This window comes from Pedobacter ginsengisoli (assembly GCF_030244015.1).
GTDB lineage: Bacteria > Bacteroidota > Bacteroidia > Sphingobacteriales > Sphingobacteriaceae > Pedobacter > Pedobacter ginsengisoli.
This window is the reverse complement of the sequence record NZ_JASSYX010000002.1, coordinates 30,996-57,905: the sequence shown is the minus strand read 5'-3', so window position 1 is coordinate 57,905 and position 26,910 is coordinate 30,996. Positions and strand designations below refer to the sequence as shown.

The window sequence follows — 26,910 nt, the reverse complement described above, 5'->3', positions numbered from 1 at the left end:
ATAAATCACAAATAAAAAATCAATAAATAGCTAAATCGTTATTTTTCTGTCACGTGCGATAATTTTCCAGGTACCCGACAACTCTCCTTCTTCTATCAATGTGGCATATTCATATAAAGCACAGGTCGGGCAGATGTGAAAGGGCAAAGCATAAAGGAGGTCTCCGATTTTCCATTGATGATGTTCACCTGCTTCCAGCACCAGATGCTCCTCGCTCTGGCTAATGATATTAAGATCCGGGGCATTTAAAAAGTACAGCCTTTTTTGCAGGTCATTTTCGGCTGCAATGGATTTATGCCCCAGATCGATGCATATTTTAGTTTCATCCGGCATTGAAATGACACGGCTTAAAATCAGTGCCGCGGGTAAAAAATTCTGCTCAGGAAGCAAATCCTGGTAGCCTTTGTCCCAAAAAATAAAAGTTCCGGGACTGCATTCTACTTCCGTCTTCTTAGCATATATTGGAAATGTGGGTGAGCCGCCTATCACGATGCGGATTGGTCGGAACCCCTTGTTTTCCAGTCCCCTCTTTAGTTTTTCGACAGGACTAAATATCTGTTCACTTAGCTTCTTTCTCATTTCAAGATCCCGTTCGTGAACGTGTCCGTCATAGGCATGAAAGCCCAGAATTTCAATACCCTTTAAAAGTGTAGTTTCTTCATACAAGCTCATGGCTCTGCCGTCCGGCTTAATACCTGTTCTATCCATCCCAACATTCAGGTCTATGTACACCGGTATGCGCAGTCCATTGGACAATGCCTGACCTGATATTTCCCCGGCACTTTCCAAGTTATCAATTAAACAGGAAAATTTTGTTTCGGGGTATTGTTTAATCACAGCTATCAACCTGCCTAGCTTGGGTCCGTTGGGCTGATAAGCAAGCAATACATCCTCCGCATTGCACATTCCGAGCATTTCCGCCTCTGCTATGGTTGCGCATTTAAATTTATTGATCCCGGCCGCCATCATCAGACGTGCAGCTTCTTTTGTCTTATGGGTTTTAACATGTGGTCTGAGCCTTGACGGATCGTCTATCATTTTTACGATAGTGCCTATATTCTTTTTAACCCTGTCCGGATAGATGATCAGCGCGGGCGAATCCAGCTTATCAGGGTTGTTAATGGTATACCACTGCTTATCAGTACGGTCCATATTCATTATTAAATTAATTCATCAACCAGGTAAAGGATGGATTCATAGTTTTTTCCAACCGCATCAGACATGGCCATTTCACAGGTTTTAGCAGTAGAATAGTAACCAGAATAGGTTTTGTTCTTTACCTCTCCGGCTTCCGGAGCTGTCGCTGATGCAGTAAGTTCCGGAAATAAAAATCCTCTGTCACCGGCCATTCCGCAGCAGCCGGTCATCAATGGGATGTCCACCTTATTTGCAAAATGGCTGGCCAGCTGGAATAATTTGCCTTCAAGTCCCATTTTTTTTAATGTACACACCGGATGCAGCACAATGCTGTCCTTTTTGCGCACATCTTTCAGCTTTGGCACGACCTGGTCAAACAAATAATCTATGCTGTCAATGATATTCAGCTGGTCAAAATAATCTTTATTTTCATCTGTGAGTACCGTCCGGCAATGCTGCAAAGTATGTGTACATGAGCTAACGTCAAGGACGACGGGGAATTTCCCGCCGGATGTCCATTTCCAGAGTTTCCTGACCGTTTCATTGGAAGTATATGCATAAGCATTACTGTAACCCTTGGAAGAGAACAGTTGTCCGCAGCACATTCCGTTGATGTCATCAGGAACAAGCACTTTAATCCCTGCTTTATCAGAGACACTCATAAATGTTTGCGGAACACTTTTTTTATGGTCTTTTGCACCGCCCATCATCCTGTTGATGCAGGTTGGAAAATAAACAACAGACCCTTCATCATGTCCTTTAATTTTACCTCTTGCCGCCTGCAATTGGTTACTCCATAAAGGAACTGCCGGGATAATCTTCTTCAGGCCGCCCGTAATATTCCTCATTGTTGATTCGCCAAAAACATGGTTGATACCGTCTCCGGCCTTTACCGCAAGCCCAACCGCAAAGGCGGTTGCACCAAAATTCTTTGCGACTGTCAATGCCAAGCTGTTTGCCGTGTTGCTGTGGCTTTCCCTTCTTAGTCTTTTTACCAGGTCTCCTGTGTTGATGTCTACCGGACAGGCTGTAGCACATAAGCCGTCTACCGCGCAAGTGTCCAGCCCGTCATACTGATATTCCCTGGCCAGCAGGTCAAATTCTTTTTTATTGCCCGATGCTTTTAAACCGGCCAGTTCTCTTCTTACTACTATCCGCTGTCTCGGAGTAAGGGTAATGTTCCGGCTTGGGCACTTATGTTCGCAATAGCCGCACTCGATGCATTTGTCCACTTCCTGCTCTACCGAAGGCAGAGGCTTTAAATTCATAATGTGAGCGTTCTTATGTTCATTGATGATTACTCCGGGATTGAGCAGATTTTCAGGATCAATGGTTTGTTTGAGTCTTTTCATGATCTGATAAGCCTCAGCTCCCCATTCGGTTTCTATAAAGGGCGCCATGTTCCTGCCGGTTCCGTGCTCAGCCTTCAAAGTGCCATCATAGGCTTCTACCACCAGTTTGACCACATCCTGCATAAACAAGTCATAACGTTCAATTTCTGTGGCTGTATGAAAAGCCTGTGTTACGACAAAGTGGATATTCCCGTCTTTGGCATGACCGAAAATGATCGCTTCGTTATAATCAAATTTCTTAAACAGAGCCTGAAGATCAAGAATAGCATCGCCCAGTTTTGCTACAGGAAACGCGATATCTTCCAGTATGACCGTCGTGCCTCCTGCCCTTACCGCGCCAACCGCAGGAAACATTCCCTTACGAAGTTTCCAAAAGAAAGCCTGCTCCTTTACATCCTCCGTAAATACCGGCGGTTCCAGCATAGACAAAGTGGATGCCGAAGAGAGAAATAAATCCCGCTTGGCCCGCAGTTCTTCCAGGCTGTTTGCCTGAAACTCAACCAGCAATGCAGCTGCAGTCTTAGGCAAAGTCTTTAACCTTTCAGGAACACCTTTCAAACTGTCCATTGACCGTAATGAAGCCCTGTCCATCAACTCAACCGCTTCAGCTCCTGAAACAGTTAACGGAATGATGGCCTGACAAGCCGCGTAAATATCCGGGAAATATAAAAATGCGGTAGTTTTATAAGGATAATCAGGAACCGTCTGCATCACTGCTTCCGCAATAAAACCAAGTGTCCCTTCGGCACCGATCAGAAGGTGCGAAAGCACATCCAGCGGATGCTGATGATCAATGAAGGCATTCAATGAATAACCTACCGTATTCTTGGTCTGGTATTTTTTGCGGATCAGTTCATACAGATGTGCATTTGCCGCAAGCTGCCCTTGTATGTCTTTAACGACCCCATAAATATGGGAGCATTCCTGCTCAAATCTCGTGTAATCTGTTTCGTTTTCCGTAGTAAAAGTCTTGCCGTCCGGCAAAATAAAACGGATGTGTTTGGTCGTATGATAGGAATTCAGTTTCACCCCGCAGCACATCCCGCTCGAATTATTAGACAGGATACCACCCATCATCGCGGCATCAATACTTGATGGATCCGGCCCGATCTTTCTTTTATAAGGTTTCAAATGACCATTGACCATGCTGCCGGTTATCCCCGGCTGCACCCTCACCAGTTCTCCGCCTTCTTCGATACTTATTTTATTCCAGTACTGACTCAGGTCCACCAAAATTCCGTCGGTGATGGCTTGTCCTGAAAGACTTGTCCCGCCTGTCCTGAATGTTAAAGGAACTTTATGTGAATGAGAAAAGCTGAACAGTGCTTTTATCTCTGGTTCAGACACCGGCTGCACAACTGCCTTCGGCCTTAAATAATAAAAACCTGCATCTGAAGCAGATGCTACAAGATCAATGAGGCGCGTTTTAATTCTTTCTTTGGGTATTATTGCCTCCAGTAATAGTTTCATGGCATGAAGATCAGCAAAATTGTCAAATTAATCTAAAACTTATTGAGCGCTGTTTCGAGATTAAAAAACAACATTTATAAAAAAACTAAAAAAGACCAAAACCCATTTCATTTCAAAAACCAACTTTAAACTGTTTAAACCCATATTTACACAGCGCGTTCAAAAAGCGCCTAATTTGTTTATTTTGAGCGGTTTTGATTACATTTGGCTTGCACCAAAACATCAAATTATGTATCAGTTAACGGTAAATCCTGAACAGGTAAATGAAACTTTGAGCAAGCATATTTTAGCCGATGGCTTTGACCTGACCTATGACATGGAAAAAAGTCAGGGAGCTTATATCTATGACTCGAAAAACAAACGCACACTACTCGATTTTTTTACCTGCTTTGCGTCTGTGCCGCTGGGCTACAATCACCCGAAAATGATCAATGATGAGGAATTTAAGAAAAATCTGCTGCTGGCAGCTTTAGCAAATCCTTCAAATTCTGATGTCTATACCCAGCAGTATGCGCAATTTGTAGATACCTTTTCCAAACATGGAATTCCGGACTATCTGCCACATGCTTTTTTTATAGCTGGCGGGGGACTGGCCATAGAAAACGCACTAAAAGTAGCGATGGACTGGAAGGTACAAAAGAACTTTGCCCGCGGCTATACTAAAGAAAAAGGCTTTAAGGTCCTTCATTTTGAAAAGGCTTTTCATGGCAGGACCGGCTATACACTGAGTCTCACCAATACATTGCCGGATAAAACCAAATGGTTTGCCAGGTTTGACTGGCCGAGGGTTTCAACTCCCGTTTTAAAATTTCCACTGGAGGGTGAAAACCTGCGTCAGGTCATGGAAACTGAAGCGCAGTCCTTATCCCAGGTAAAACAGGCTTTTATTGATCACAAAGATGAAATCTGCGCAATTATCATTGAACCGATTCAATCGGAAGGCGGAGATAATCACTTCAGGGAGGAGTTTTTGGTAGAATTAAAGGCCCTCGCCGATAAAAATGAGGCTTTTCTGATCTATGATGAAGTGCAGACCGGAGTAGGACTGACCGGTAAATTCTGGTGCCATCAGCATTTTAGTGAAAAAGCGCGTCCGGATATTGTGGCATTTGGAAAAAAAATGCAGGTATGCGGCATATTGGTTGGAAAAAAGGTAGACGAGGTCGAAAATAACGTATTTAAAGTATCGTCCAGGATCAACTCTACCTGGGGAGGGAATTTGGTAGATATGGTACGTTCATCGCAGATCCTGCAGATCATAGCCGAAGATCATCTTTGTGAAAATGCCGCCGTAGTTGGTGAATATCTGAAAGCACAGTTAGAGAAGCTTGCTGCGAAACATAGCCACATGAGTAATGTGCGCGGGAGAGGCTTACTGTGTGCTTTTGATTTTCCGGATAAAGCTATGCGCGATGCCTTTATAGAAAAAGGCTTACAGCACAATGTGATGTTCCTGGGTTGCGGCAATCAGACGATAAGGTTCAGGCCAGCGCTCTGTATCGGGAAGAAACATATCGATGAGGGTATAGCGGCAATGGAAAAGATCTTGCCCGGGCTAAACAAAAGCTGAGAAACCGGTAATGGCACGGCCGACGATTAGGGTATTGATTTCCTTGGTTCCTTCATAGGAATAAATGGCCTCCGCGTCGGCTACAAATCGGGCTACATCATATTCGAGTAATATGCCGTTGCCACCCATAACTTCACGGGCGCGGCTCACTACATCCCGGGTACGCATGGAACAGAATACTTTTGCCAGTGAGGCGTGCTCATCTGTCAGCAGGCCCTGATCCTGGAGCTGAGACAAACGGAAACACAGCGTTTGCATAGCCGTCAGGTTGGACAGCATTTCGACCAGGTGGTTTTGAATGAGCTGATAGGAAGCGATGGGTTTGCCAAACTGCTTTCTGGTCCTGGTATAGTGCAATGCACTTTCATAGGCACCGCGCGCGCAGCCTACTGCCTGCCAGGCTACCCCTGCTCTGGTCATCTTTAGTACTTTGGCGGTATCTTTAAATGAATTTGCATTTTGAAGTCTGTCTTCTTCACCTATCTCGCAGCCGGTCAGTGTGATCAGGCCGTTTTGAACAATCCGGAGTGCCATTTTATCCATCATCTTTTCAACGGCAAAACCTTTGGTTCCTTTTTTCACCAAAAAGCCCTTTACTTCATTGTCATCAACATCACGGGCCCAGATGATGGTCACATCGGCGAAGGTCGCATTGCCGATCCATTTCTTCTGGCCATTGAGTACCCATTTGCTGCCCTGCCTTTTGGCTGTCGTAGTAAGGCCGCCTGCTACACCCGAGCCAACTTCCGGCTCCGTTAAACCAAAAGCACCCAGGGTTTTCAGTTGTTGCATGGATGGCAGCCATTGCGCTTTTTGTGCTTCCGAGCCTAAAAGATAGATCGAGCCCATTGCCAATCCGCTCTGAACACCAAAAAAAGTAGAGATCGACGTGTCTATCCGAGCCATTTCCATGGCCAGGAACCCCTCCATGAGATTTGATTTATTGGGGCAGCCATAACCCTGATAGGTCAGGCCGCAGATGTTCAGTTCTGCTATTTTTGGAATGAGCTCAAACGGAAATTCTGCCCGGAGCCAATAGTGGTTGACGATTGGTTTAACCTCCTTTTCTAAAAATGCCCTGACCTTCAGCTGCAGTTCTCTGTCCTCCTCTTTGAGCGCTTCATCGCCAAGATGATAAAAATCACCTTCTACAGGCGGTAATTCTCTTTTTTTCGCCGGGATTGCCACCATTTTCATTAAGCCCTGCAATTGGGCATCATCGAGGCCCGCTACCGAGTCTACAATCTTTGTAATGTCTACTTTTTTAGAAAGCGCATCCAGTTTTGCAAAATCAACACTTTTGAAGAGTGTATAGGCTGTTTTTAAGGATGAGAAGATACTGGCCATATTTGGAGTTTGCTAATTAAAACAAACCGGAACCCTTTTTGTTGGCTTACAGCAAATTAAAAAGATTGTCAACACCCAACAGCTTGCGGGAAGTAAAACCTTCTGCATACGTGGTGCCTATGGACTTGCCGAACTCCCTTGCCCTGCCGATTACACTTTCAAAGAAATCCGGTGACGAGATATATGTTTCGGGACCGTCTTCATCCGGGTTAAAAAATTGGGTCTTGTATGCTTTTATAGCCGCGATCTTTGTTTCTATATACGGCGTAATGTCTATGATGATATCTGGCCGGATGTAGCGGTCCTGGATGTATTGAAGCATTAATCCGGGGCGCCAGGCTTCCTGCTCATTCCCATCCAGCTGCGTGTGGATCTTTGAAAGGCCTGACAGGAAACAAGCGTCATTGGCAAGATCTCCTGCGCGTCCATGGTCCGGATGCCTGTCATGAAGGGCATTGGCAAGTACGATCTCCGGCTGATATTTCCGGATCATTCTGATGACTTCCAGCTGATGAGCTTCGTCGTTGCTGAAGAACCCATCCCTGAACTTCAGATTTTCACGGGCATCCAGACCAAGTATTTTTGCGGAGTCTGCGGCTTCCCTGTCGCGGATTTCTGCTGAACCCCTGGTACCAAGCTCACCCCTGGTAAAATCAACTATACCAACCTTCTTTCCTTCTGCTATGTGTTTTAAAATAGTTCCTGAACAACCCAGTTCAGCGTCGTCGGGATGAACGGCAAGCACTAATATGTCTAATTTCATTTTAACAATTTTTGTATTTTCTTTTTCACTTTGGAAGACTGGGGGCTGGTAAACGGAAAAAAGTAATCCACTACCTCTCCTTTTCTGTTGATCAGGTATTTATGAAAGTTCCATCTTGGTGTGGATGTTTTGGTCAGAAACTTAAAGATAGGGTTTGCCTCTTCACCCCTTACCATCATTTTGTCAAATACCGGAAACTGTACTCCATAATTGTCCTTGCAAAAAGCACTGATGTCAGCACCCTCAAGCGGCTCCTGTCTGCCAAAATCGTTGGACGGGAATCCAAGTACTTCAAAGCCCTGCGTCTTAAACTCTTCCCGGAGTTCCTGCAGTTCTTTGAGCTGGCCCACAAAACCGCATGCTGAAGCGATGTTTACTACCAGAAGTACTTTGTCTTTATAGTCGGAAAGGTTTTTATCCTTGCCAGTGATCAATTTTGCTTTGAACTGGTGTATACTTTTTGAAGGTTCAGACATGTGGTTACTGGTAAAAACCTGATGATACAATGATGGATTCTATGTCTCTTTCCTCCTGGGGATTATAAGTGTTCTTTAGGTTGTGCCCGACTACCCTCGCCACAGACTGATACAGAAAGGCAGTGAAGCCCCCTTTTGTTTCTTTCACGATATCGTATGTGGTCCTGCCCACCTCGCGGTCTATTAATTTGGTCAGGATCTGGCCCTGCGTGATGGTAAGCTCTTTGATTTCCCGGTTGAACATTTCTTTGATCTCCTTATCGCATTGTTTTACCAGTGCCTTTTGCTGTTTTTTTTCGGTAGCCAGCGCGATGTCTTTTTCCAACTGCTCATACCTTCTTTTAGCATATAGCGCATAGGGCATAACTTTCATTACATTATACCTGAGCCTGTTATAGGCAGCCCTCTCGGCCGGGGACTTAAATATGCGGTTTGCATAGATAACTACTTCATGGAGGGCTATCCAGGGGATCATCTCTCCGTCAACATTAGTACCGGCTACGCGTATTGTGTCATTTTTGCCAAGTACAGGCAACTTTACAGACGCATATCCACTTTGCGCTTTTGCGTCGGCGCAAGTAATAATGACAATTAACAGAATAAATAACCTATAAAATTTCATAAATTTATATCCCCTGCAAAAGTACGGCTAATTTTATATTTTAGTTTTTATTTATAGTCTAATATAAGGTTTTAGCAGCATATGGCCATATATTTTACGTAATTAATACAATAGCACCTGAACTATGAGAAAACATAATTATTGAAAAATTATTGTTCATATTAGTATCATATTTGCATAAAAATGGAATAAGCATTTCATTGGACGGGATAAGTTAAAAACATATTGAAACTGACAGATAGATGAAGAACGCATTGGTGATAGATTTAGAAGCGGAGAAACTAGAGATCCTGAAACGGTACAGGGCGCTTTTGCGCGCTTGTAAGCCAACGATGCAGAGGGGGGACAAAAAAGAGATCAGGAAAGCATTCGACATGGCGCTGGAGAGCCATAAGAACATGCGCAGGAAATCCGGGGAACCTTATATTTATCATCCGATAGCTGTAGCACAGATCGCGGCTGAGGAAATTGGCCTCGGCACTACTTCCATTGTTTGTGCACTGCTTCATGATGTAGTGGAGGACACAGATATCACCCTGGAGGACATAGAGCGGGAGTTTGGAAAAAAGACAGCCAAGATCATTGACGGTCTGACCAAAATATCAGGCGTATTTGATTACAACAGCTCCCTGCAGGCTGAAAATTTCAGAAAAATGTTGCTGACGCTGGCAGATGATGTACGGGTAATCCTGATTAAGCTGGCAGACCGTCTGCACAACATGCGGACTATGGATTTTATGCCCAGACAGAAACAGCTGAAAATAGCTTCTGAAACAATTTATCTGTATGCCCCGCTGGCCCACAGGCTTGGACTTTATGCGATTAAATCAGAACTGGAAGACCTCTCCATGAAATACCTGGAGCCGGATACTTATAAGTACATTGCCACGCAGCTCAACGAGAAAAAAACGGAAAGAACTTTGTTCATCAAAAGATTTGTGGAGCCTATCAACGAGATCCTGGCTGAGCAGGGATTAAAAGCTGATGTTTATGGCAGGCCAAAATCCATCCATTCGATCTGGAATAAGATGAAAAGCAAAAACATTCCTTTCGAGGAGGTTTATGATCTTTTTGCCATCAGGATCATATTGGACAGCAGTCCGGAACGTGAGAAAGCAGATTGCTGGAAGGCCTATTCTATTGTGACCGACTTATACCGTCCCAATCCGGACAGACTGCGGGATTGGGTGTCTTCTCCTAAAGGGAATGGTTATGAATCACTGCACACGACGGTAATGGGACCGAAGGGACAGTGGGTAGAGATCCAGATCCGCACCCAGAGAATGAATGAGATCGCGGAAAAAGGCTTTGCTGCACACTGGAAATATAAAGAATCAAGCAATGACAATGGTCTTGACCAATGGATCATGAAAGTAAGGGAAATGCTGAGCAACCCAGAGGCGAATGCCCTGGATTTCCTGGACGATTTCAAGATGAACCTCTTCTCTGATGAGATTTTTATTTTTACGCCTAAGGGTGCTTTGCTGCAGCTGCCTCTGGGTGCTACAGCGCTCGATTTTGCCTTTGAGATCCACACGGATGTAGGGGCCAAGTGTATTGGCGCGAAGGTAAATCATAAACTGGTTCCGCTATCCTACAAATTGCAGAACGGGGACCAGGTAGAGATCATTACCTCGGGAAAGCAGGCCCCGAAGGAAGACTGGCTGAATATAGTCGTAACAGCCAAGGCAAAGTCAAAGATCAAATCTTCTTTAAAAGAAGAAAAGAGAAAGATTGCGGAAACTGGTAAAGAAACCCTGGAACGCAAACTCAAGTCCTTGAAGATCACTTACAATACTGACAATCTAAATAAACTCAGTTATTTCTTTAAATTGCCGTCCACACAAGAACTGTTTATTGCAGTTGCCAATGGAAAGATCGAGCTGAAAGACCTGAAGGATTACCTGGCCAGTGAAAAAGAAATAGAAAACCGGGGAAATGCGGAACGGAATGAGCATCAGCAGATAGAAACCATGCTGAGCAAGATCAAAGGCCCGGAATCCGATACGCTGCTGATCGGCGAAGATCTGCAGAAGATAGATTATACATTGGCAGCCTGCTGTAACCCTATTCCCGGGGATGATGTATTTGGCTTTGTAACGGTAAATGAAGGGATCAAGATCCACCGGACGAACTGCCCCAATGCTGCGCAACTGATGGCAAATTATGGCTACAGGGTGGTGAAAGCAAAATGGAACAAACAGCAGGAACTGACATTTTTGACCGGCCTGCACATCATCGGTATTGATGATGTAGGACTGATCAACAACATTACAAAAGTAATTTCAAACGATTTTAAGGTAAATATGCGTTCTATAACTGTAGATACCGATAATGGGATTTTTGACGGATCTATTATGATCTTTGTAAATGACAAGGAGCACCTGGACAACCTGATTGAAAATCTGTTAAGAGTAAAAGGGGTTACCGGAGTTACCAGGTTTGACGCGTAATTTACTATAAATCATTGGTGTTTTATATAAAAATTGGTACCTTTGAAAGGAGTTTAAAAACTATGTCTACAAACCATAACAGCGAGCTGGTTAGAAAAATATTCGAAGCCTATCTCGAAAATAAAAGCCTGAGGAAAACGCCTGAGCGTTTTGCCATCCTGGAAGAGATCTATTCGAGAGATGATCACTTTGATGTGGAAACCCTCTATATCCACATGAAAAATCAAAAATATCGTGTGAGCAGGGCTACAGTATACAATACACTAGAGCTATTGGTTTCATGTGACCTGGTCACCAAACATCAGTTTGGCAAGAACATGGCGCAGTTTGAAAAATCTTATGGTTATCACCAGCATGACCATGTGATCTGTATTGATTGCGGTAAAGTTGTAGAATTCTGTGACCCCCGTATCCACCAGATCCAGAGTATGGTGGGGGATCTGCTCAAATTTGAGATCAAGCACCATTCTTTGAACATGTACGGCGTTTGCTTTGACTGTGCTGCAAAGGCGGCAATGAACAGCCAGAACACGGACATTAAACATGCAAGTTAAAAACCAATTATAATATTTCTATTCTTAAATTTAAATAATGACGCAAGTAGACGTGCTTCTTGGCCTGCAATGGGGCGACGAAGGCAAGGGAAAAATTGTTGATGTACTAAGTCCGCAATATGATTTGATAGCTCGTTTTCAAGGCGGTCCGAATGCCGGACATACTTTAGAGTTTGATGGCAAAAAGTTTGTTCTAAATACCATTCCATCAGGTATTTTCAATGAAAAAACAATGAATCTTATAGGAAATGGCGTGGTCATAGACCCGATCATTTTAAAAAGAGAACTGGACAATCTGAGAATTGCCGGTCACGACCCGGTTGCCAAAGGCAAACTGGTTATCGCGCGCAAAGCACACCTCATATTGCCAACCCATCAATTACTGGACGCGGCAAATGAGCAAAAAATGGGCAAAGATAAAATCGGATCGACCCTGAAAGGCATAGGCCCGACTTACATGGATAAAACCGGCCGTAATGGCCTTAGAGTTGGCGACACTACCCTGCCAGATTTCAAAGAACGCTACAGCAGACTGGTTGAAAAACATAAGGAGATCCTTTCTCACTATGAATTCGAATATGACCTTACTGAAAAAGAAGCCGCTTTTTTTGAAGCAATTGAATTCATCAGGAGTATCCCTCATGTAGACAGTGAACATTACGTGAACGGATTCCTTAAAGCAGGTAAAACGGTGCTTGCCGAAGGCGCACAAGGCACATTACTGGATGTTGATTTTGGATCATATCCTTTTGTAACTTCTTCGAACACAACTACTGCAGGGGCATGTACCGGATTAGGTATTGCACCAAATACGATCGGGCATGTTTTCGGAATATTTAAGGCTTACTGTACACGCGTGGGCGGTGGCCCTTTCCCTACTGAGCTTGACAACGAAACGGGAGAGACCCTGCGCAGCGTCGGTCATGAGTTCGGCGCTACTACAGGCCGCGCACGGCGTTGCGGATGGATAGATCTTCCGGCATTAAAATATGCGATCATGCTGAACGGTGTGACAGAACTGATCATGATGAAAGCAGATGTTTTGGATGGCTTTGACACCATTTATGCATGTACGCATTATGAACATAATGGCGAGACTATCGATTATATGCCGTATGATATCATTTCTGTTAAGCCTGTTCCTGTTCTGAAAGAGATAGAAGGCTGGAAAACCGATGTCACCAAAATCACCAAGGTCAGCGAAATCCCTGCAAAACTTGCAGATTACATCGCATTCCTTGAAAAAGAGCTGCAGGTACCTGTGAAGTTCCTTTCAGTAGGGCCCGACAGAACACAGACTTTGATTTTAAATTAAAAACGGACTAATCCGGATATTTACCAGGTAATTGAAGACGGCCGTTGGCCGTCTTTTTATTTATATTATTCCGGCCCATATTCTTTAAATTTGCGAACTCAAAATGAAGATCAGGGACATCAATTCTTTTAAAAAAAAGGCGCTGCACTGGGCCGCAACATTTGATGCCTGCTGCTGCTTTGATTCAAACAATTATCCTGACAGATATGGCAGATTTGACTTTCTGATCGCAGCGGGAATTGACGATGACCTGGAGCGCAGATCACCGGGAAATGCATTTGAGTCTTTAAAATCCTTTTTTAACGATAAAAAGACCTGGATGTTTGGTTTGATGGGTTATGACCTTAAAAACGAAGTAGAACAGCTCCATTCGGATAATGCTGACAACCTGGGCTTCCCTGAGCTTTTCTTTTTTGTTCCGAAATACCTGCTTTCTGTAAAGGATAATGAAGCAACACTAATTATTGGAGGACCGCAGATATTCGACGCCATATACAATCAACAAGTCAGATATGGGGAAAGTGGCCCTTTAAATATTGAAAGTAGAATACCTAAAGATACTTATATAAAAACTGTAGAGGAATTGCAGCAGCACATCCTCCGCGGAGATATATATGAAGTAAATTTCTGCCAGGAGTTTTTTGCGAAAAACGCGCGAATAGACCCTTTGTTCGTTTTGCAAAAGCTAAATGAGATCTCGCCGACCCCATTCTCCGGCTTTTTCAAGATCAGGGACCAGTATATTCTATCGGCCAGTCCGGAAAGGTTCCTTTGTAAACGTGACAGACTTCTGATTTCCCAGCCGATAAAGGGAACGGCTAAAAGAGGTTTGGATCCTGTGGAAGATGAACTGATAAAAGCCGGATTGAAACAGGACGCCAAAGAACAGGCAGAAAATGTGATGATCGTTGACCTGGTAAGAAACGACCTGACCAGGAGTGCCATCAAAGGCAGTGTTAAGGTAGAAGAACTGTTTGGTATCTATGGCTTTCCGCAGGTTTACCAGATGATCTCGACCATAAGCGCTAAACTGGAACCGGAAATTCATTTTGTCGATGCCATACGAAATGCTTTCCCAATGGGTTCAATGACTGGCGCTCCAAAGATCAAAGCCATGGAATTGATAGAGCAGTTTGAGTTCAGCAAGCGCGGAGCATATTCAGGTGCTTTCGGATATATCAGCCCGGAAGGAGATTTCGATTTTAATGTCATCATCAGAAGCATTCTGTATAATGCCTCCAACGGTTATCTATCGTTCCAGGTTGGCGGAGCGATTACTTATGCAGCAAATGCTGCCTCAGAATACGACGAATGCATGCTTAAAGCATCTGCAATGATCAGAGCGCTAGAAAATTAGAATTGGAGGTTAACCGTCATTGCTTCGTGCCCCGCAATGACGGTATTATATACTTTACTTATCTCGGCTTATAATACTTCTGAGCTTCAGGTAGTGCATTTTGTATTCTTCCGATACGGGTATCGTCACTCGGGTGGGTGCTCAGGAATTCAGGTGGTTTCTGGCCTCCCTGCGATGCTGCAGACATTCTTTGCCAGAAACTTATTGCATTTTGAGGATTATACCCCGCCATGGCCATAAAGATCAACCCTAATCTGTCGGCCTCTAATTCCTGATTGCGGCCGTAACTTAACATAGCCAAAGGCGTACCTATGCCGTATAATGTATTGAAGATGGACTGTGTTTTGGGATTCTTAGATAGGGCAACCCCTCCGGCAGCACCGATGCCCTGCGCAACCATCTGCTGCGACATACGCTCAGCTGAATGGCCGGCTATGGCATGCGCGATCTCGTGACCCATTACCGTGGCAAGACCGGCATCGTCTTTGGTAACCGGTAATATCCCTGTGTATACCACGATCTTTCCTCCCGGCATACACCAGGCATTCAGTTCTTTACTCTGCACAACGTTTACTTCCCATTTGTAGTTGGCTATCAAATCAGCATGACCGTTATTGTTCATATAATTTTGCACAGCTGAAATAAGCCTGTTACCTATATTCTTCACCCGTTGTGCCTGTGCATTTGTAGATGGCAAAACGACACTTTTATTTTCAGCCAGGAACTCGCCGTAGGCCTGAAAAGCCATTGGAAGCACTTGTTCGTCACTAACAAGGTTCAATCTGCTCCTACCGGTTAATGGCACAGTAGAACACGATGAAAAGGCTAACCCAATAGCCATGACACCCATTATCAATATCTTTTTCATAAAACTGTAGTTTTTAACTTGCCTTTTTTCTAAATAAATACACTTTAGATTCTTTGCCTTTTAAAAGACGTTCCAGGTTTTTTTGATGGGTAATTAAGATCAAAATACATACGCACATGCCGTATAAAACTTCAGATTTTATGGAGACCTGAAACAAGAACACAACACTGAGCGGAAATGTAAAGCCTGCGCATATAGAGCTCAACGAAACATATTTTGTTAAAAGTAATACCACCACGAAAACCAGAACGCAAAGCATTGACGCTTCAAAGTTAACTGCCAAAATCATTCCAAAAAGCGTAGCGACCCCTTTACCCCCTCTGAAACCGGCGAAAATCGGAAATAAATGTCCCATAACAGCTGTCACGCCCAAGGCAAGTTCGTAGTTTACAAATTGTGCGGAGTGCTGTGGGCCTGTAACCGAAAGACCTATAAAATAGGCAAGTTTGGTAGCGGTGTATCCTTTCGCAATATCTATAGTCATTACCGCGATGCCTGCCTTCTTGCCCAATACCCTGAAAGTATTGGTGGCACCGGCATTACCACTGCCGTATTCCCTGACATCTACCCCATAAAAAGCCTGACCCAGCCATACAGCCGTAGGTATTGACCCAAACAGGTACGCTAAAATAACTGCGGATATAGAATAGATGGAGATCATATCCTAAAATGCTTTTAAACTCATATCTAAACTTTTTACAGAGTGGGTAATGGCACCTATTGAAATATAATCTACTCCGCATTTGGCATATTTTGTAACATTCTCCTCAGTAATCCCTCCTGATGCTTCGGTGATGTATTTGCCTGCGATATGCCTAACGGCTTCCTTCAGGTCTTCATAATTAAAATTATCGAGCATAATCCGGTCTACATTTCCGTATTGCAACACCTCATCAAGCTCCGCAAGGTTCCTCACTTCTATCTCTATCTGAAGCGTTTTATGTTTATCTCTAAGGTATTGATTTGATGCTTTAATGGCATTGGTAATGCCCTCGGCATAATCAACGTGATTGTCTTTAATCAGGATCATGTCGTACAGTCCTATTCGGTGGTTAACCCCTCCGCCGATACGGACTGCCCATTTTTCAAGGTACCTGAGGCCAGGAGTAGTTTTCCGGGTATCGAGTAATTTGGTTTTATAAGGGGCTAATGACCGGACGATGCTGTTGGTTTTGGTAGCGATCCCGCTCATACGCTGCATGCAGTTTAGCACCAGCCTTTCCGCAAGCAGGATTGCATGGACGCTCCCGGAAACTGTTAATGCAATATCTCCATATTTAACTTCAGACCCGTCACTGATGAATATTTCTAATTTTAACAAGGGGTCAATATGCGCAAAGATTTGTTCCGCAAGCTCAACTCCGGCTATTATGCCTGGTTCTTTGATGATCAGTTTAGCTTGACCCTGTGCAGAAGCCGGTATGGTAGAAAGAGAGGTGTGATCGCCGTCGCCCTGGTCTTCGGCGATTGCATTTTTTATAAAATTATCTATAATCTGCTTATCCAAAACTTTAATTTAAACCCAAAAATAGCATTTTTAGAACTATTTCTCAGTCTCAATTCTCAATTCTGTTATAAAAAAAGCACTTCCAGTCTTTTTCATGGTAATGGAAACCCTGAAAGTGCCGTTTTTTGTGGCCAGTGAAAGCGCACCATATCTATAATTAGGATTGGTATTTAAGCGGTGGATAACGGCTGATTTTACCGGAGGATATTTTGAAAAAAAACTTCTCAAAATTTGTTCGGCTTGTGCTTTTGAGTACACATCTTCTTCATCTATTATAATTAAATCTACAGACGGAGAAAAGCTTGCAGCAATTTCCTTAGAATTCCCGGTTTTAAAATGTGCCGATAAACCATCAATAACATCCCCCTGGAAAGCAACAGAAGACGAAATATTGACGAAAAGTACAATTAAAGAAAGTAAGGGCTTCATAATCTCTACATAGCTAACAGTTGTACAAGCACATAAATTATGCCATTAATAGATCACAAAAAACAAAATGGTTCAAAAAAAAGCGCCAATAGGCTTATATTTGTCCAGTCAGTTTGACCGTTTTTAAATCAAAGCAACAGCGAATGAACAACAAGAAATTAGCACTAATTATCCTTGACGGATGGGGATATGGAAAAAAAGACAATTCCGATGCGGCATACGCAGCAAATACCCCATTTTTTGATTCCCTGCTGCAAAAATATCCGAATTCTAAATTAGAGGCTTCCGGAGAAGCAGTGGGCTTGCCTGCAGGACAAATGGGGAACTCTGAAGTCGGCCATATGAATTTAGGTGCGGGCCGCGTGGTGTATCAGGAACTTGGAAGGATAAATAAAGCTATAAGTGACCATACCCTTCATGAAAACCCTGTTCTTTTGGATGCTTTTAATTATGCGAAGCGCAACAATAAATCTGTTCATTTCATAGGCCTCGTGTCTGACGGGGGTGTCCATGCACACATCAATCACCTGAAAGCGCTTTGTGACGCAGCAGATGAACAGGGACTGACGAAAGTATTTGTCCATGCGTTTCTGGACGGCAGAGATACAGATCCCAATTCAGGGATTAAATTTATCGGGGACCTGCAGCAGCATCTGCAAACATCAGCGGTGAAGCTGGCAAGCCTGATAGGCCGGTATTACGCAATGGACCGGGACAATAGGTGGGAAAGGGTGAAACTTGCTTACGATCTGCTGACCAAAGGTACCGGGCAGCCCACAAATGACCCGATCGCGACTATCGCTCAATCTTATAAGGATGGGATAACCGATGAGTTCATCAGGCCCCTGGTCATTACCAATCCGGATGGGTCTGCGCTGGCCACTATTCAGCCGGATGATGTTGTGATCTGTTTCAATTACAGGACAGACCGGGGAAGAGAGATTACTTCGGCACTTAGTCAGGCTGATTACCCTGACTTTGACATGCACAAACTCAATCTGAACTATGTGACCATGACCACCTATGATGAAAGCTTTAAGGGGGTAAATGTGATCTTTACCAAAGATGATCTGTCACAGACACTTGGTGAGGTACTTGAAAATAATCATAAGAACCAGATCAGAATTGCAGAGACTGAAAAATATCCTCATGTTACTTTCTTCTTCTCGGGAGGAAGGGAACAGGAGTTCAAAAACGAAAAAAGAATCCTTATCCCCTCTCCTAAAGTCGCTACCTACGATCTGCAACCTGAAATGAGCGCGGCCGGCATTACGGAGGCCATTTTAAAAGAAATGGACACACGCTGGGCAGATTTTATCTGCCTGAATTTCGCTAATCCCGATATGGTTGGTCACACCGGTGTATTTGATGCTGTAGTAAAGGCGGTCGAAACTGCGGATCGCTGCGCTGAAGAGGTAGTAAAGAAAGGGCTTGAGAATGGCTACTCTTTTATCATTCTTGCCGATCATGGTAATTCGGAGTATATGTTAAACGCAGATGGTTCGGTAAATACCGCCCACACGACCAATCTTGTGCCTTGTATCCTGATTGATAACGATTATAAGACCGTTGCAGATGGCAAACTGGGAGACATTGCGCCTACTATCTTAAAAATAATGGATATCCGGAAGCCAGAGATCATGACTGGAAACAGCTTAGTTTAATGAGATACAAGACCCTGTTAGCCAGCAGCATTCTTTTGTTTTTACTCGGTTGCAATGCTGGAACTGATGAACAGCAAAAGAATGCTTCCCCATACTTTGACCTTAAAGGCTACTTTGAAAAGGAGGCAAACAGGCTGACTAAGGCCGGTCCGACAGTTAGGAAAACCGCAGGAATTAATGGTGTTTACGAAACGAGAGCCTTAAAAATAGCGGATTGGAAAAGAGAACTTTCCTCTATTTCCAATGCTGACATTAACAAAGCATCCTGGAGGGGAATGTTCAGTGTCACCAGGTCTGAAAACAAAGTGATATACAGATCTGATAACAAGAAAGTACCTGTTAAAGAGCTCTGTGTATTTTACAGGAACAATACTGCTTCCGGATTCCTGGTACTCATTAGAAACAACAATGCGCTTTACACCTCAACGGATAGTCTGACTTATTATCCTGACAGTTTATACCGGATTAAAAAGAATCAGCAGATAAAATTGCTAGCTAAGAAAAACTATGAGATCAGCATAAAGTTCAGGTAATTACTTCAGGCTCTTGATCTGTGCCTTTACGTACTCTACAAGTGAAATGATATCTTTGCGCAGTGGCTGAACCAAAAGAATCTTGTTAAAATCGGCAACAGAATTATTAAATAAAGCTATGCAAGCCGTTTTCTCGGCCGACTTTTTAATTTTATAGGATTTATAGATTGCGTAATCTTTATATGCCAGGCCCCTGTTCTGCAATAGCTGAGGGTCCTCTTCTCCATTAATCTCAATGGCTTTCGTAAAATCCTTAATCGCTGAAAGGTAAAAATTTTCACGAAGCTGGCTTAATGATTCCTTGGGGTCATTGGCGACATTCAATCTTGCCTTTCCGCGGTAATAATAAGCTGAATAGTCTGACGGTTTTAAAGCAATGAATTTACTGTATGTTGAAATTGAATTTTCATAATCCCCGCATTGATAATAGGAATAGCCGAGCATTTTTAACACATTGGCATTGTTAGGATCTTTTGTATCTGCCTTTTCGAGTTGGGTCACCGCCCCTTTGAAATCCCCTTTGACCAAAGCCTGCATGCCCAACTTATCATAAGTGTTTTGCGCAAGGGCACGGTTAGCAGAAATAACTAACAATATTATTATCGTCTGTTTGAAATAGTTCATTAACTTTTATTTAATAAAAAATAAATATATTTAGTTTACTCAATCCCTTAACAAATGTAATAAACTATTTTAATAAAGGTATTGCAGGTCAACTATCGTACCACTTAATAAATATGCTAAATAACGCTGAATGAATGAAAATATGATAAACTGCCGGATTATTATTTTTGCAGCCTGACTTTTTAACATAGATAAAGACATATTCTGCTTTTGGCATAGGAGTTGAAAATATGCATATTCAACACAATTATTAATTTCATGAACGACATGCTGTCAAATTGTCGTTTTAACTTAGATGAGCTAATTAATGAGTAAACAAGATCAATTCGATTTTAGCAATGCACTTCCTATCATAAATGAAGATACTGAGTTCTTTCCACTAATGTCCCAACAGGACGAAGATGATATGAACAATGAAGAAACGCCCGAAATACTGCCAATACTGCCATTGAGAAATACAGTTCTTTTTCCGGGCGTTGTGATTCCTATCACAGTCGGCAGAGATAAATCTATAAAGCTGATTAAGGAGGCCTATAAGGGAGACAGAATAATCGGGGTGGTTTCACAGCGTGATGTAACTATCGAAGATCCTACGTTTGAACAGTTAAACAATGTGGGAACCGTAGCACACATTATAAAAATGCTGCAAATGCCTGATGGGAATACTACCGTGATCATCCAGGGAAAACAACGTTTCCGGTTGGTGGAAGAAGTACAGTCTGAGCCTTATATCAAAGTGACTATCAGCAAGTTCAACGAGACAAAGCACAAAGCAGATAAAGAGTTCAAAACACTGGTCGCTTCCATTAAGGAAATGTCCTCCCAGATCATACAATTGTCTCCGAATATTCCCAGTGAAGCAGGCATTGCACTAAAAAATATTGAAAGTACATCTTTCCTGATCAATTTCATTTCTTCCAACATGAACGCGGATGTGGCTGACAAGCAAAAAATGCTTGAAATGACTAATCTGCGCGAGCGTGCTGCAATGGTAATGGAACTGCTTACGCTTGAACTGCAAATGCTTGAGCTAAAAAATCAGATACAGTCTAAAGTGCGCACAGATTTGGATAAGCAGCAAAGGGATTACTTTCTGAACCAGCAATTGAAAACCATCCAGGAGGAACTGGGCGGTAATTCTTCTGACCTGGAATACGAAACCCTGCAGGTCCGTGCCAGGAAGAAAAAATGGGCTGCTCCTGTTGAAAAACATTTCAGTAAGGAATTAGAAAAATTGGGCAGAATGAATCCTGCAGCGCCGGATTATTCAGTTCAGATCAATTATCTTGAATTATTGCTGGATTTGCCCTGGAATGACTTCACGAAAGACAATTTTGACCTGAAACGTGCACAGCGGATTCTGGACAAAGACCATTTCGGACTGGATAAAGTCAAGAAACGAATCATAGAATATCTTGCTGTTTTAAAATTAAAGCGCAATATGAAGGCCCCTATCATTTGTCTGGTAGGCCCTCCGGGTGTCGGCAAAACTTCCCTTGGAAAATCAATAGCGAAAGCGCTGAACCGCAAGTATGTCCGTATGGCGCTGGGTGGTATCCGTGATGAAGCCGAGATCCGGGGGCATCGAAAGACTTATATCGGGGCTATGCCTGGCCGGATCATTCAGTCTATCAAAAAGGCGGGTGCTGCCAATCCTGTATTTGTGTTGGATGAGATCGACAAGGTGGGGGCAGATTTCAGGGGTGACCCTTCGTCTGCGCTCCTTGAGGTATTAGATCCTGAACAGAACGGTGCATTTAACGACCATTATGTTGAAACTGACTATGACCTTTCTAATGTGCTGTTTATAGCTACTGCCAATTCTCTGAGTTCAATTCAACCCGCCTTGCTCGACCGTATGGAGATCATTGAGGTCAATGGTTATACAATTGAAGAGAAAATTGAAATTGCAAAAAAATACCTGCTGCCGAAGCAAAGGGAGCAGCACGGTATCAAAACAAAAGATATCACAGTAAAAAATGTCCTGATTGAAAAAGTAATAGAAGACTATACCAGGGAATCCGGCGTAAGGGGGCTTGAAAAAAAGATAGGCTCTTTAGTAAGGGGCGTGGCCACCAAAATAGCGATGGAGGTTCCTTATGAGCCAAATCTAAGCGCCGGTGATGTGGAGACCATTCTTGGAGCGCCATTATACGACAAGGATCTCTACGAAGGCAATGAAGTAGCAGGCGTAGTGACAGGTCTTGCCTGGACATCTGTTGGCGGCGATATTCTGTTCATCGAAGCAAGTTTAAGCCCTGGCAAGGGAAAACTGACCCTGACAGGTAATCTGGGTGAGGTGATGAAAGAATCAGCAATTATCGCTTTGGCTTATCTGAGGGCCCATGCAAATCTGTTCAACATAGACTTTGCGCTATTTGACCAGTGGGATGTCCACGTGCACGTTCCCGCAGGAGCAACACCCAAAGACGGTCCGTCTGCAGGTATAACAATGCTTACAGCGTTGACGTCTGCTTTTACCCAACGGAAAGTAAGGTCCAACCTGGCGATGACAGGCGAAATTACGCTGAGGGGAAAGGTACTTCCTGTAGGCGGGATCAAAGAAAAGATACTGGCCGCGAAACGTGCAAATATCAAGGACATTATATTGTGCAAATCAAACCGTAAGGATATTCTGGAGATCAAAGAAAGTTACATTAAAGACCTGAACTTTCATTATGTGACGGAGATGGATGAGGTGATCAATTTGGCGCTGACACAAGACAAAGTAAAAAATCCGCAAAACCTGGTGGTTAAAACTGCCGTGATTGCAAACTAGTTAATTTTTACTTAATATTGAGCAACCAAACATTTCAAACCAACAAACTCATATGAAAAAGATCACATTACTTTTAGGTTTTCTTTTTGCGGTAACCAGCTTGCAGAATGCCTTAGCTCAGGAGGCCGGAAAACGCGCGCAAAACATTTTCGTGGAACTTGGCGGACAGGGGCTCACCTTTACTGCAAACTATGATTCCAGGTTTACCAACCGGAAAGACGGGCTTGGCGGCAGGGCAGGTATCGGTTATTTTGCATTGGACGGCGATAAAATTACAACTGTGCCGTTATCTTTAAACTATCTGCTTGGAAAAGATAATAAATTTTTTGAGCTGGGGCTTGGAGCAACTTATATCAGTACCAGCGGCAACAGTGAAGTGCTCTTTAATAAAAATGAAAGCAATGTAATTGGTACCATGAGCTTTTTTTACCGGGTACAGCCTGAAGATGGCGGTTTTTCTTTCCGGGCAGGCTTGAGCCCGGTCTTTAGTAAAGACTTTTTCCTGCCTTATTATGGCGGTATCAGTTTCGGTTATTCATTTTAAATTCTGAAAATATTGTACCGGACTCCGGCAAGCCGCCGGAGTTTTTTTAATCAATCAATGAACTATAAACTTCTTCCTGCCTTCGTCTTTTTCTTCCTTTTATCAGGCAGCACTCTTTTTGCACAGACATTTAAAAATGAATTTGGCTTTAAAAGTGACAATGACTCCTATTTGGCACAGGGCTCAGACAGATACTATACCAATGGGCTTTTTATCAGCTTCAGGCACGCCACTGACCAGCAAAAGCTAAAACATGGATTTGAAAAAAAGATCTGGGAGATCTCTGCTGGTCAGAAGATGTATAATCCGATATCAGGCTACTCCCCGAACCCGGACAAGCAGGACAGGCCATTTGCCGGCTATCTGTATGCCGGCGCGGCCATGAGCTGGTTTAAAAGCAATGAACGCATTTTAAAAACCAGCGTTGAATTGGGAACAACCGGGCCTAATTCACTAGCTGAAGGCGGTCAGGAACTACTGCACGACGTGATAGGGTTCTATGAACTCGGGGGCTGGGATTATCAGATAAAAAATGAGCTTTCAATAAATCTTTCCGCCCAATACACCCGGTTGCTTCACCGGGCCTCTGACCAGGCTACGGATTTTTCCTTTGAAGGTTATGTCAACGCAGGTACCACATTTAGCGGCGCCGGAGCAGGAGTATTATTCAGGGCAGGCAGGATCAATCAATTGTTCAACTCGGGTTATACCAAGGCCGTTATCGGAAACAATGCAAAAACAAAAGCACTCGTCAAACGTGAACTCTTCTTTTACGCCAAACCACAGCTTAATTTTGTGGCCTACGACGCGACAGTACAGGGAAGTATGTTTAATGAGGACAGCCCGGTTACTTTTGACATTAAGCCCGTAGTTTTTGCCCAGCAGTTTGGTGTCAATTACAGCTCACAGCGTTTTACATTCGATTTTGGAATGATCTTTAAAACAAAAGAGATCAAAAGTCCCGCAAAAGCACACCAATACGGGTCGATCAGTATGTTCTACCGGTTTAATTAAGACTGGTATTGCAGTTTAAATCTAATCAGGCTGCGGACGCCTGCGCAATTCTTTTTTAGCGCCAACGGACTGCTTATCGGCAAGTCTTTTTCGGATCATTGCTTTAGGGATTTTGGTAGGTTTCCTCTTTTTTTGAATGTGAAGTGCAGATTTCAGCAGGGCAAGCAGTTTTAAGAGTGTCCGCTCTTTGTTCATCAGCTGACTCCGGTCTTCCTGCGAGACAACATGCAGACATCCCTCAAGATCAAGCCGGTTTGCAAGCTTTTCCCTTAAGAGGACCCGCTCCTCTTCTGTAAAAAAAGGCGTAAAGCTCAGGTCCAGGACCAATTCTACTTTACTGGAAACCTTATTTACATTTTGTCCCCCCTTCCCTCCGCTTCTCGAAGTTTTGAAAGTAACAACCTTAATGAGTTCTTCTTTTGACGGCAACATACTGCAAAAATAACAATTCAGGCACGGTGTAGTTCATTTAATAAAAAATAAACCAATGCCAATTGTCTAAAATACTACCTTTGTTTTATATGAGAAAAAACCTGGTTGTAGCAATAGATGGTTATTCATCTTGTGGAAAAAGCACTTTAGCTAAAGCGCTGGCTAAAAAATTAGGTTTTATCTATATTGACAGTGGCGCCATGTACAGGGCCGTTACCTTATATTTTCTTAGAAATCAGATCGATGTAAACGACGCCCGGGCGGTAAAAGACGCACTTGATCATATCGAGCTGAATTTTCACTCCAGGGATTACGAATCGCACATCACCTTAAACGGAGAGGAAGTTTCCGAAGAGATCCGTCAAATGCCGGTATCCGAAAATGTAAGTGAGGTTTCGGCCAATAAACAAGTGCGCCACGAAATGGTAAAGCAGCAGCAGCGCATGGGAAAATCCAAAAATATTGTCATGGATGGCCGGGACATCGGCACAACTGTATTTGAAGATGCGCAGGTAAAGCTTTTTATGACTGCCGATCCAAAGATCAGAGCCGAGCGCCGTTTTAAAGAACTGCAAAGCAAAGGAGACAACCTGACCACCCTGGAAGAAGTATTTGAAAACATCGCTCACAGGGACTACGCCGATACTACGAGGCTCGAAAGCCCGCTAACGCGCGCAGAAGATGCTATCGTACTGGACAATACTGACCTCACACCAGCCGAACAACTGGAATTTGCCTTGCGGCAGGTCCACAGACATATGCCCGTATAGCTTTTTCCGTCTTCACTTAGTTAATCACCTGGTACTTTTTCTGCAAATGTTTAGTTACAAAGAAATAACTAAACGAAACATTACAATTTGATGTTTTATCTGTTTGTAAGTATGAATAATTTCGCCAGCTGATGGCTTACCCATAAAAATACGAAATTCCAATGAAAAAAACATTCCACTCTCTCTACTTATTATTACCGGCTTTACTCTTCATCAGTTCATGCGGAAATAGCGATCAAAAGAAAGGTCCTGCAGGAGCAGACCAGGTCCAGGCATATCCTGTGTTTGCGGTTGCCCCTCAGTCAACAACCCTGGGAACAGATTACCCCGCAACCCTTGAAGGCATACAGAATGTCGACATCAGACCTAAGGTTGATGGTTTTATTGAAAAAATTTATGTGGATGAAGGTGCAACCGTAAAGAAAGGTCAGCTGCTTTTCAGCATCAACGCCCCACAATATGAACAAATGGTCCGCACTGCAAATGCCGCCATCAGCAGTGCAGAGGCAGATGTAAATGCAGCCCAGCTGCAGGTAAATAAAACAAAACCCCTGGTAGAAAAAGACATCATCAGTAAATATGACCTCGATGCGGCACAGCTGACCCTGCAAAGCAGAAAGGCGGCGCTCGCACAAGCCAGGGCTGAACTGGTGAACGCAAAAACAAACCTGGGCTATACCCGTATCACCAGTCCGGTAGATGGTGTCATCGGAAGCATTCCATTCAAAACCGGAAGCCTGGTGAGTCCAACCGGAGCAGAGCCGCTGACAACCGTTTCGAACATCTCAAGAGTTTATGCTTACTTTTCGTTGAATGAGAAGCAATTACTGGATTTCTCAAATACCTACAATGGGAAAACGCTTGCGGAGCAAATGAAAAATATCCCCGCTGTATCGCTGGTGCTTGCCGATGGTACTATATATGCTCAAAATGGTAAAATTGAGTCGATCAACGGGCTGATCAATACCAATACAGGATCTGCAAGTTTGAGGGCCACTTTTTCTAACCCGTCAATGATCCTCAGAAGCGGAGCAAGTGCTGCTGTACGTATCCCCCAGCATCTTGACAATGCGATACTGATCCCTCAAAAATCGACTACCGACCTCCAGGGCAAAAAATTTGTGTATGTGGTTGACGGCCAGGGAATTGTGAAAAACACCGAAGTCCAGATCATGGAGATTACCAAAGGCAATTTTTATGTAGCAACAAGAGGCATTAAAGCTGGTGATAAAATTGTTTTAGAAGGATTTCAGAGCCTTAAAGATGGCGCCACGATCAAACCGGAAGAACAAAGTACTGATTCTGTATACACAGAACTTAAAAAATAATT

At 43.4% G+C, this 26,910-nt stretch carries 24 protein-coding genes; 12 read left to right on the top strand and 12 right to left on the bottom strand.

Going from position 1 to position 26,910, the window contains the following annotated elements; all coding sequences use genetic code 11:
* Positions 1–30: 30 nt before the first annotated feature.
* Positions 31–1,152: a D-TA family PLP-dependent enzyme gene (locus tag QEP08_RS07495; protein ID WP_285056998.1), complete on the bottom strand. Its 1,122-nt coding sequence runs from the start codon at positions 1,150–1,152 to the stop codon at positions 31–33.
* Between the two features lie 8 nt (positions 1,153–1,160).
* Positions 1,161–3,959 carry an FAD-binding and (Fe-S)-binding domain-containing protein gene (locus QEP08_RS07490; protein WP_285056996.1) on the bottom strand — a complete coding sequence of 933 codons (2,799 nt, stop codon included), beginning with the start codon at positions 3,957–3,959 and terminating at the stop codon, positions 1,161–1,163.
* Positions 3,960–4,188: 229 nt separating this feature from the next.
* Between QEP08_RS07490 and lat the strand changes: the two genes are divergently transcribed.
* Positions 4,189–5,529: an L-lysine 6-transaminase gene (lat, locus tag QEP08_RS07485; RefSeq protein ID WP_285056994.1), complete on the top strand. Its 1,341-nt coding sequence runs from the start codon at positions 4,189–4,191 to the stop codon at positions 5,527–5,529.
* On the opposite strand, the gene QEP08_RS07480 is transcribed toward lat, so the two are convergent.
* The 4 genes from QEP08_RS07480 to QEP08_RS07465 are packed head-to-tail and all read right to left on the bottom strand — an operon-like array spanning position 5,515 to position 8,737.
* Positions 5,515–6,876 (bottom strand): acyl-CoA dehydrogenase family protein, encoded by a 1,362-nt coding sequence (locus QEP08_RS07480; RefSeq protein WP_285056992.1) that lies wholly within the window; start codon positions 6,874–6,876, stop codon positions 5,515–5,517. The genes lat and QEP08_RS07480 overlap by 15 nt on opposite strands.
* A gap of 46 nt (positions 6,877–6,922) precedes the next feature.
* On the bottom strand, positions 6,923–7,639 hold the full coding sequence (gene bshB1, locus QEP08_RS07475) for a bacillithiol biosynthesis deacetylase BshB1 (protein ID WP_285056991.1): 717 nt from the start codon (positions 7,637–7,639) through the stop codon (positions 6,923–6,925).
* On the bottom strand, positions 7,636–8,115 hold the full coding sequence (locus tag QEP08_RS07470; RefSeq protein ID WP_285056990.1) for a glutathione peroxidase: 480 nt from the start codon (positions 8,113–8,115) through the stop codon (positions 7,636–7,638). The genes bshB1 and QEP08_RS07470 overlap by 4 nt, the downstream gene beginning before the upstream one ends.
* 4 nt (positions 8,116–8,119) lie before the next feature.
* Positions 8,120–8,737, bottom strand: a complete 618-nt coding sequence (locus QEP08_RS07465) for a DUF4294 domain-containing protein (protein ID WP_285056988.1) — start codon at positions 8,735–8,737, stop codon at positions 8,120–8,122.
* 242 nt (positions 8,738–8,979) lie between these two features.
* On the opposite strand from QEP08_RS07465, the gene QEP08_RS07460 reads away from it, so the two are divergent.
* The 4 genes from QEP08_RS07460 to QEP08_RS07445 all read left to right on the top strand — a co-directional run bounded on the left by QEP08_RS07460 (position 8,980) and on the right by QEP08_RS07445 (position 14,416).
* Positions 8,980–11,190, top strand: a complete 2,211-nt coding sequence (locus QEP08_RS07460; RefSeq protein ID WP_285056986.1) for a RelA/SpoT family protein — start codon at positions 8,980–8,982, stop codon at positions 11,188–11,190.
* A 62-nt stretch (positions 11,191–11,252) separates the two neighbouring features.
* Entirely contained in the window at positions 11,253–11,744 is a 492-nt protein-coding gene (locus QEP08_RS07455; RefSeq protein ID WP_285056983.1) for a Fur family transcriptional regulator, read from the top strand.
* A gap of 37 nt (positions 11,745–11,781) precedes the next feature.
* On the top strand, positions 11,782–13,059 hold the full coding sequence (locus tag QEP08_RS07450; RefSeq protein WP_285056981.1) for an adenylosuccinate synthase: 1,278 nt from the start codon (positions 11,782–11,784) through the stop codon (positions 13,057–13,059).
* A 103-nt stretch (positions 13,060–13,162) separates the two neighbouring features.
* Complete coding sequence (locus tag QEP08_RS07445) at positions 13,163–14,416, top strand: anthranilate synthase component I family protein (protein WP_285056980.1); 1,254 nt, start codon at positions 13,163–13,165, stop codon at positions 14,414–14,416.
* Between the two features lie 58 nt (positions 14,417–14,474).
* On the opposite strand, the gene QEP08_RS07440 is transcribed toward QEP08_RS07445, so the two are convergent.
* Genes QEP08_RS07440 through QEP08_RS07425 form a run of 4 tightly spaced genes read right to left on the bottom strand, consistent with a single transcriptional unit; the run spans position 14,475 to position 17,220 of the window.
* Positions 14,475–15,284 carry a M48 family metallopeptidase gene (locus QEP08_RS07440; RefSeq protein ID WP_285056978.1) on the bottom strand — a complete coding sequence of 270 codons (810 nt, stop codon included), beginning with the start codon at positions 15,282–15,284 and terminating at the stop codon, positions 14,475–14,477.
* Between the two features lie 13 nt (positions 15,285–15,297).
* Positions 15,298–15,945 carry a glycerol-3-phosphate 1-O-acyltransferase PlsY gene (gene plsY / locus QEP08_RS07435; RefSeq protein ID WP_285056977.1) on the bottom strand — a complete coding sequence of 216 codons (648 nt, stop codon included), beginning with the start codon at positions 15,943–15,945 and terminating at the stop codon, positions 15,298–15,300.
* A gap of 3 nt (positions 15,946–15,948) precedes the next feature.
* Entirely contained in the window at positions 15,949–16,791 is an 843-nt protein-coding gene (nadC, locus tag QEP08_RS07430; RefSeq protein WP_285056975.1) for a carboxylating nicotinate-nucleotide diphosphorylase, read from the bottom strand.
* A gap of 36 nt (positions 16,792–16,827) precedes the next feature.
* A complete protein-coding gene (locus QEP08_RS07425; RefSeq protein WP_285056973.1) occupies positions 16,828–17,220 on the bottom strand; it encodes a DUF4783 domain-containing protein in 393 nt (130 codons plus the stop codon).
* 143 nt (positions 17,221–17,363) lie between these two features.
* On the opposite strand from QEP08_RS07425, the gene gpmI reads away from it, so the two are divergent.
* Both gpmI and QEP08_RS07415 read left to right on the top strand, forming a co-directional pair.
* Positions 17,364–18,884: a 2,3-bisphosphoglycerate-independent phosphoglycerate mutase gene (gpmI, locus tag QEP08_RS07420; protein ID WP_285056972.1), complete on the top strand. Its 1,521-nt coding sequence runs from the start codon at positions 17,364–17,366 to the stop codon at positions 18,882–18,884.
* Positions 18,884–19,417: a hypothetical protein gene (locus QEP08_RS07415; RefSeq protein WP_285056969.1), complete on the top strand. Its 534-nt coding sequence runs from the start codon at positions 18,884–18,886 to the stop codon at positions 19,415–19,417. The genes gpmI and QEP08_RS07415 overlap by 1 nt, the downstream gene beginning before the upstream one ends.
* Here the strand turns inward: QEP08_RS07415 and QEP08_RS07410 are convergent, their stop codons facing one another.
* Positions 19,418–20,041, bottom strand: a complete 624-nt coding sequence (locus QEP08_RS07410) for a tetratricopeptide repeat protein (protein WP_285056967.1) — start codon at positions 20,039–20,041, stop codon at positions 19,418–19,420.
* A 307-nt stretch (positions 20,042–20,348) separates the two neighbouring features.
* On the opposite strand from QEP08_RS07410, the gene lon reads away from it, so the two are divergent.
* Genes lon through QEP08_RS07395 form a run of 3 tightly spaced genes read left to right on the top strand, consistent with a single transcriptional unit; the run spans position 20,349 to position 24,378 of the window.
* Entirely contained in the window at positions 20,349–22,820 is a 2,472-nt protein-coding gene (lon, locus tag QEP08_RS07405) for an endopeptidase La (protein WP_285056965.1), read from the top strand.
* Between the two features lie 52 nt (positions 22,821–22,872).
* On the top strand, positions 22,873–23,364 hold the full coding sequence (locus tag QEP08_RS07400; protein ID WP_285056963.1) for a hypothetical protein: 492 nt from the start codon (positions 22,873–22,875) through the stop codon (positions 23,362–23,364).
* Positions 23,365–23,421: 57 nt separating this feature from the next.
* Positions 23,422–24,378: a lipid A deacylase LpxR family protein gene (locus tag QEP08_RS07395; protein ID WP_285056961.1), complete on the top strand. Its 957-nt coding sequence runs from the start codon at positions 23,422–23,424 to the stop codon at positions 24,376–24,378.
* A gap of 21 nt (positions 24,379–24,399) precedes the next feature.
* Here QEP08_RS07395 and QEP08_RS07390 read toward each other — a convergent pair whose 3' ends face one another.
* Positions 24,400–24,810, bottom strand: coding sequence for a peptide chain release factor-like protein (locus QEP08_RS07390; RefSeq protein ID WP_285056960.1), 411 nt, complete (start codon positions 24,808–24,810; stop codon positions 24,400–24,402).
* A gap of 89 nt (positions 24,811–24,899) precedes the next feature.
* Between QEP08_RS07390 and cmk the strand changes: the two genes are divergently transcribed.
* Both cmk and QEP08_RS07380 read left to right on the top strand, forming a co-directional pair.
* Positions 24,900–25,580, top strand: a complete 681-nt coding sequence (gene cmk / locus QEP08_RS07385) for a (d)CMP kinase (protein WP_285056958.1) — start codon at positions 24,900–24,902, stop codon at positions 25,578–25,580.
* Between the two features lie 161 nt (positions 25,581–25,741).
* A complete protein-coding gene (locus QEP08_RS07380) occupies positions 25,742–26,908 on the top strand; it encodes an efflux RND transporter periplasmic adaptor subunit (RefSeq protein ID WP_285056956.1) in 1,167 nt (388 codons plus the stop codon).
* Positions 26,909–26,910: the final 2 nt, after the last annotated feature.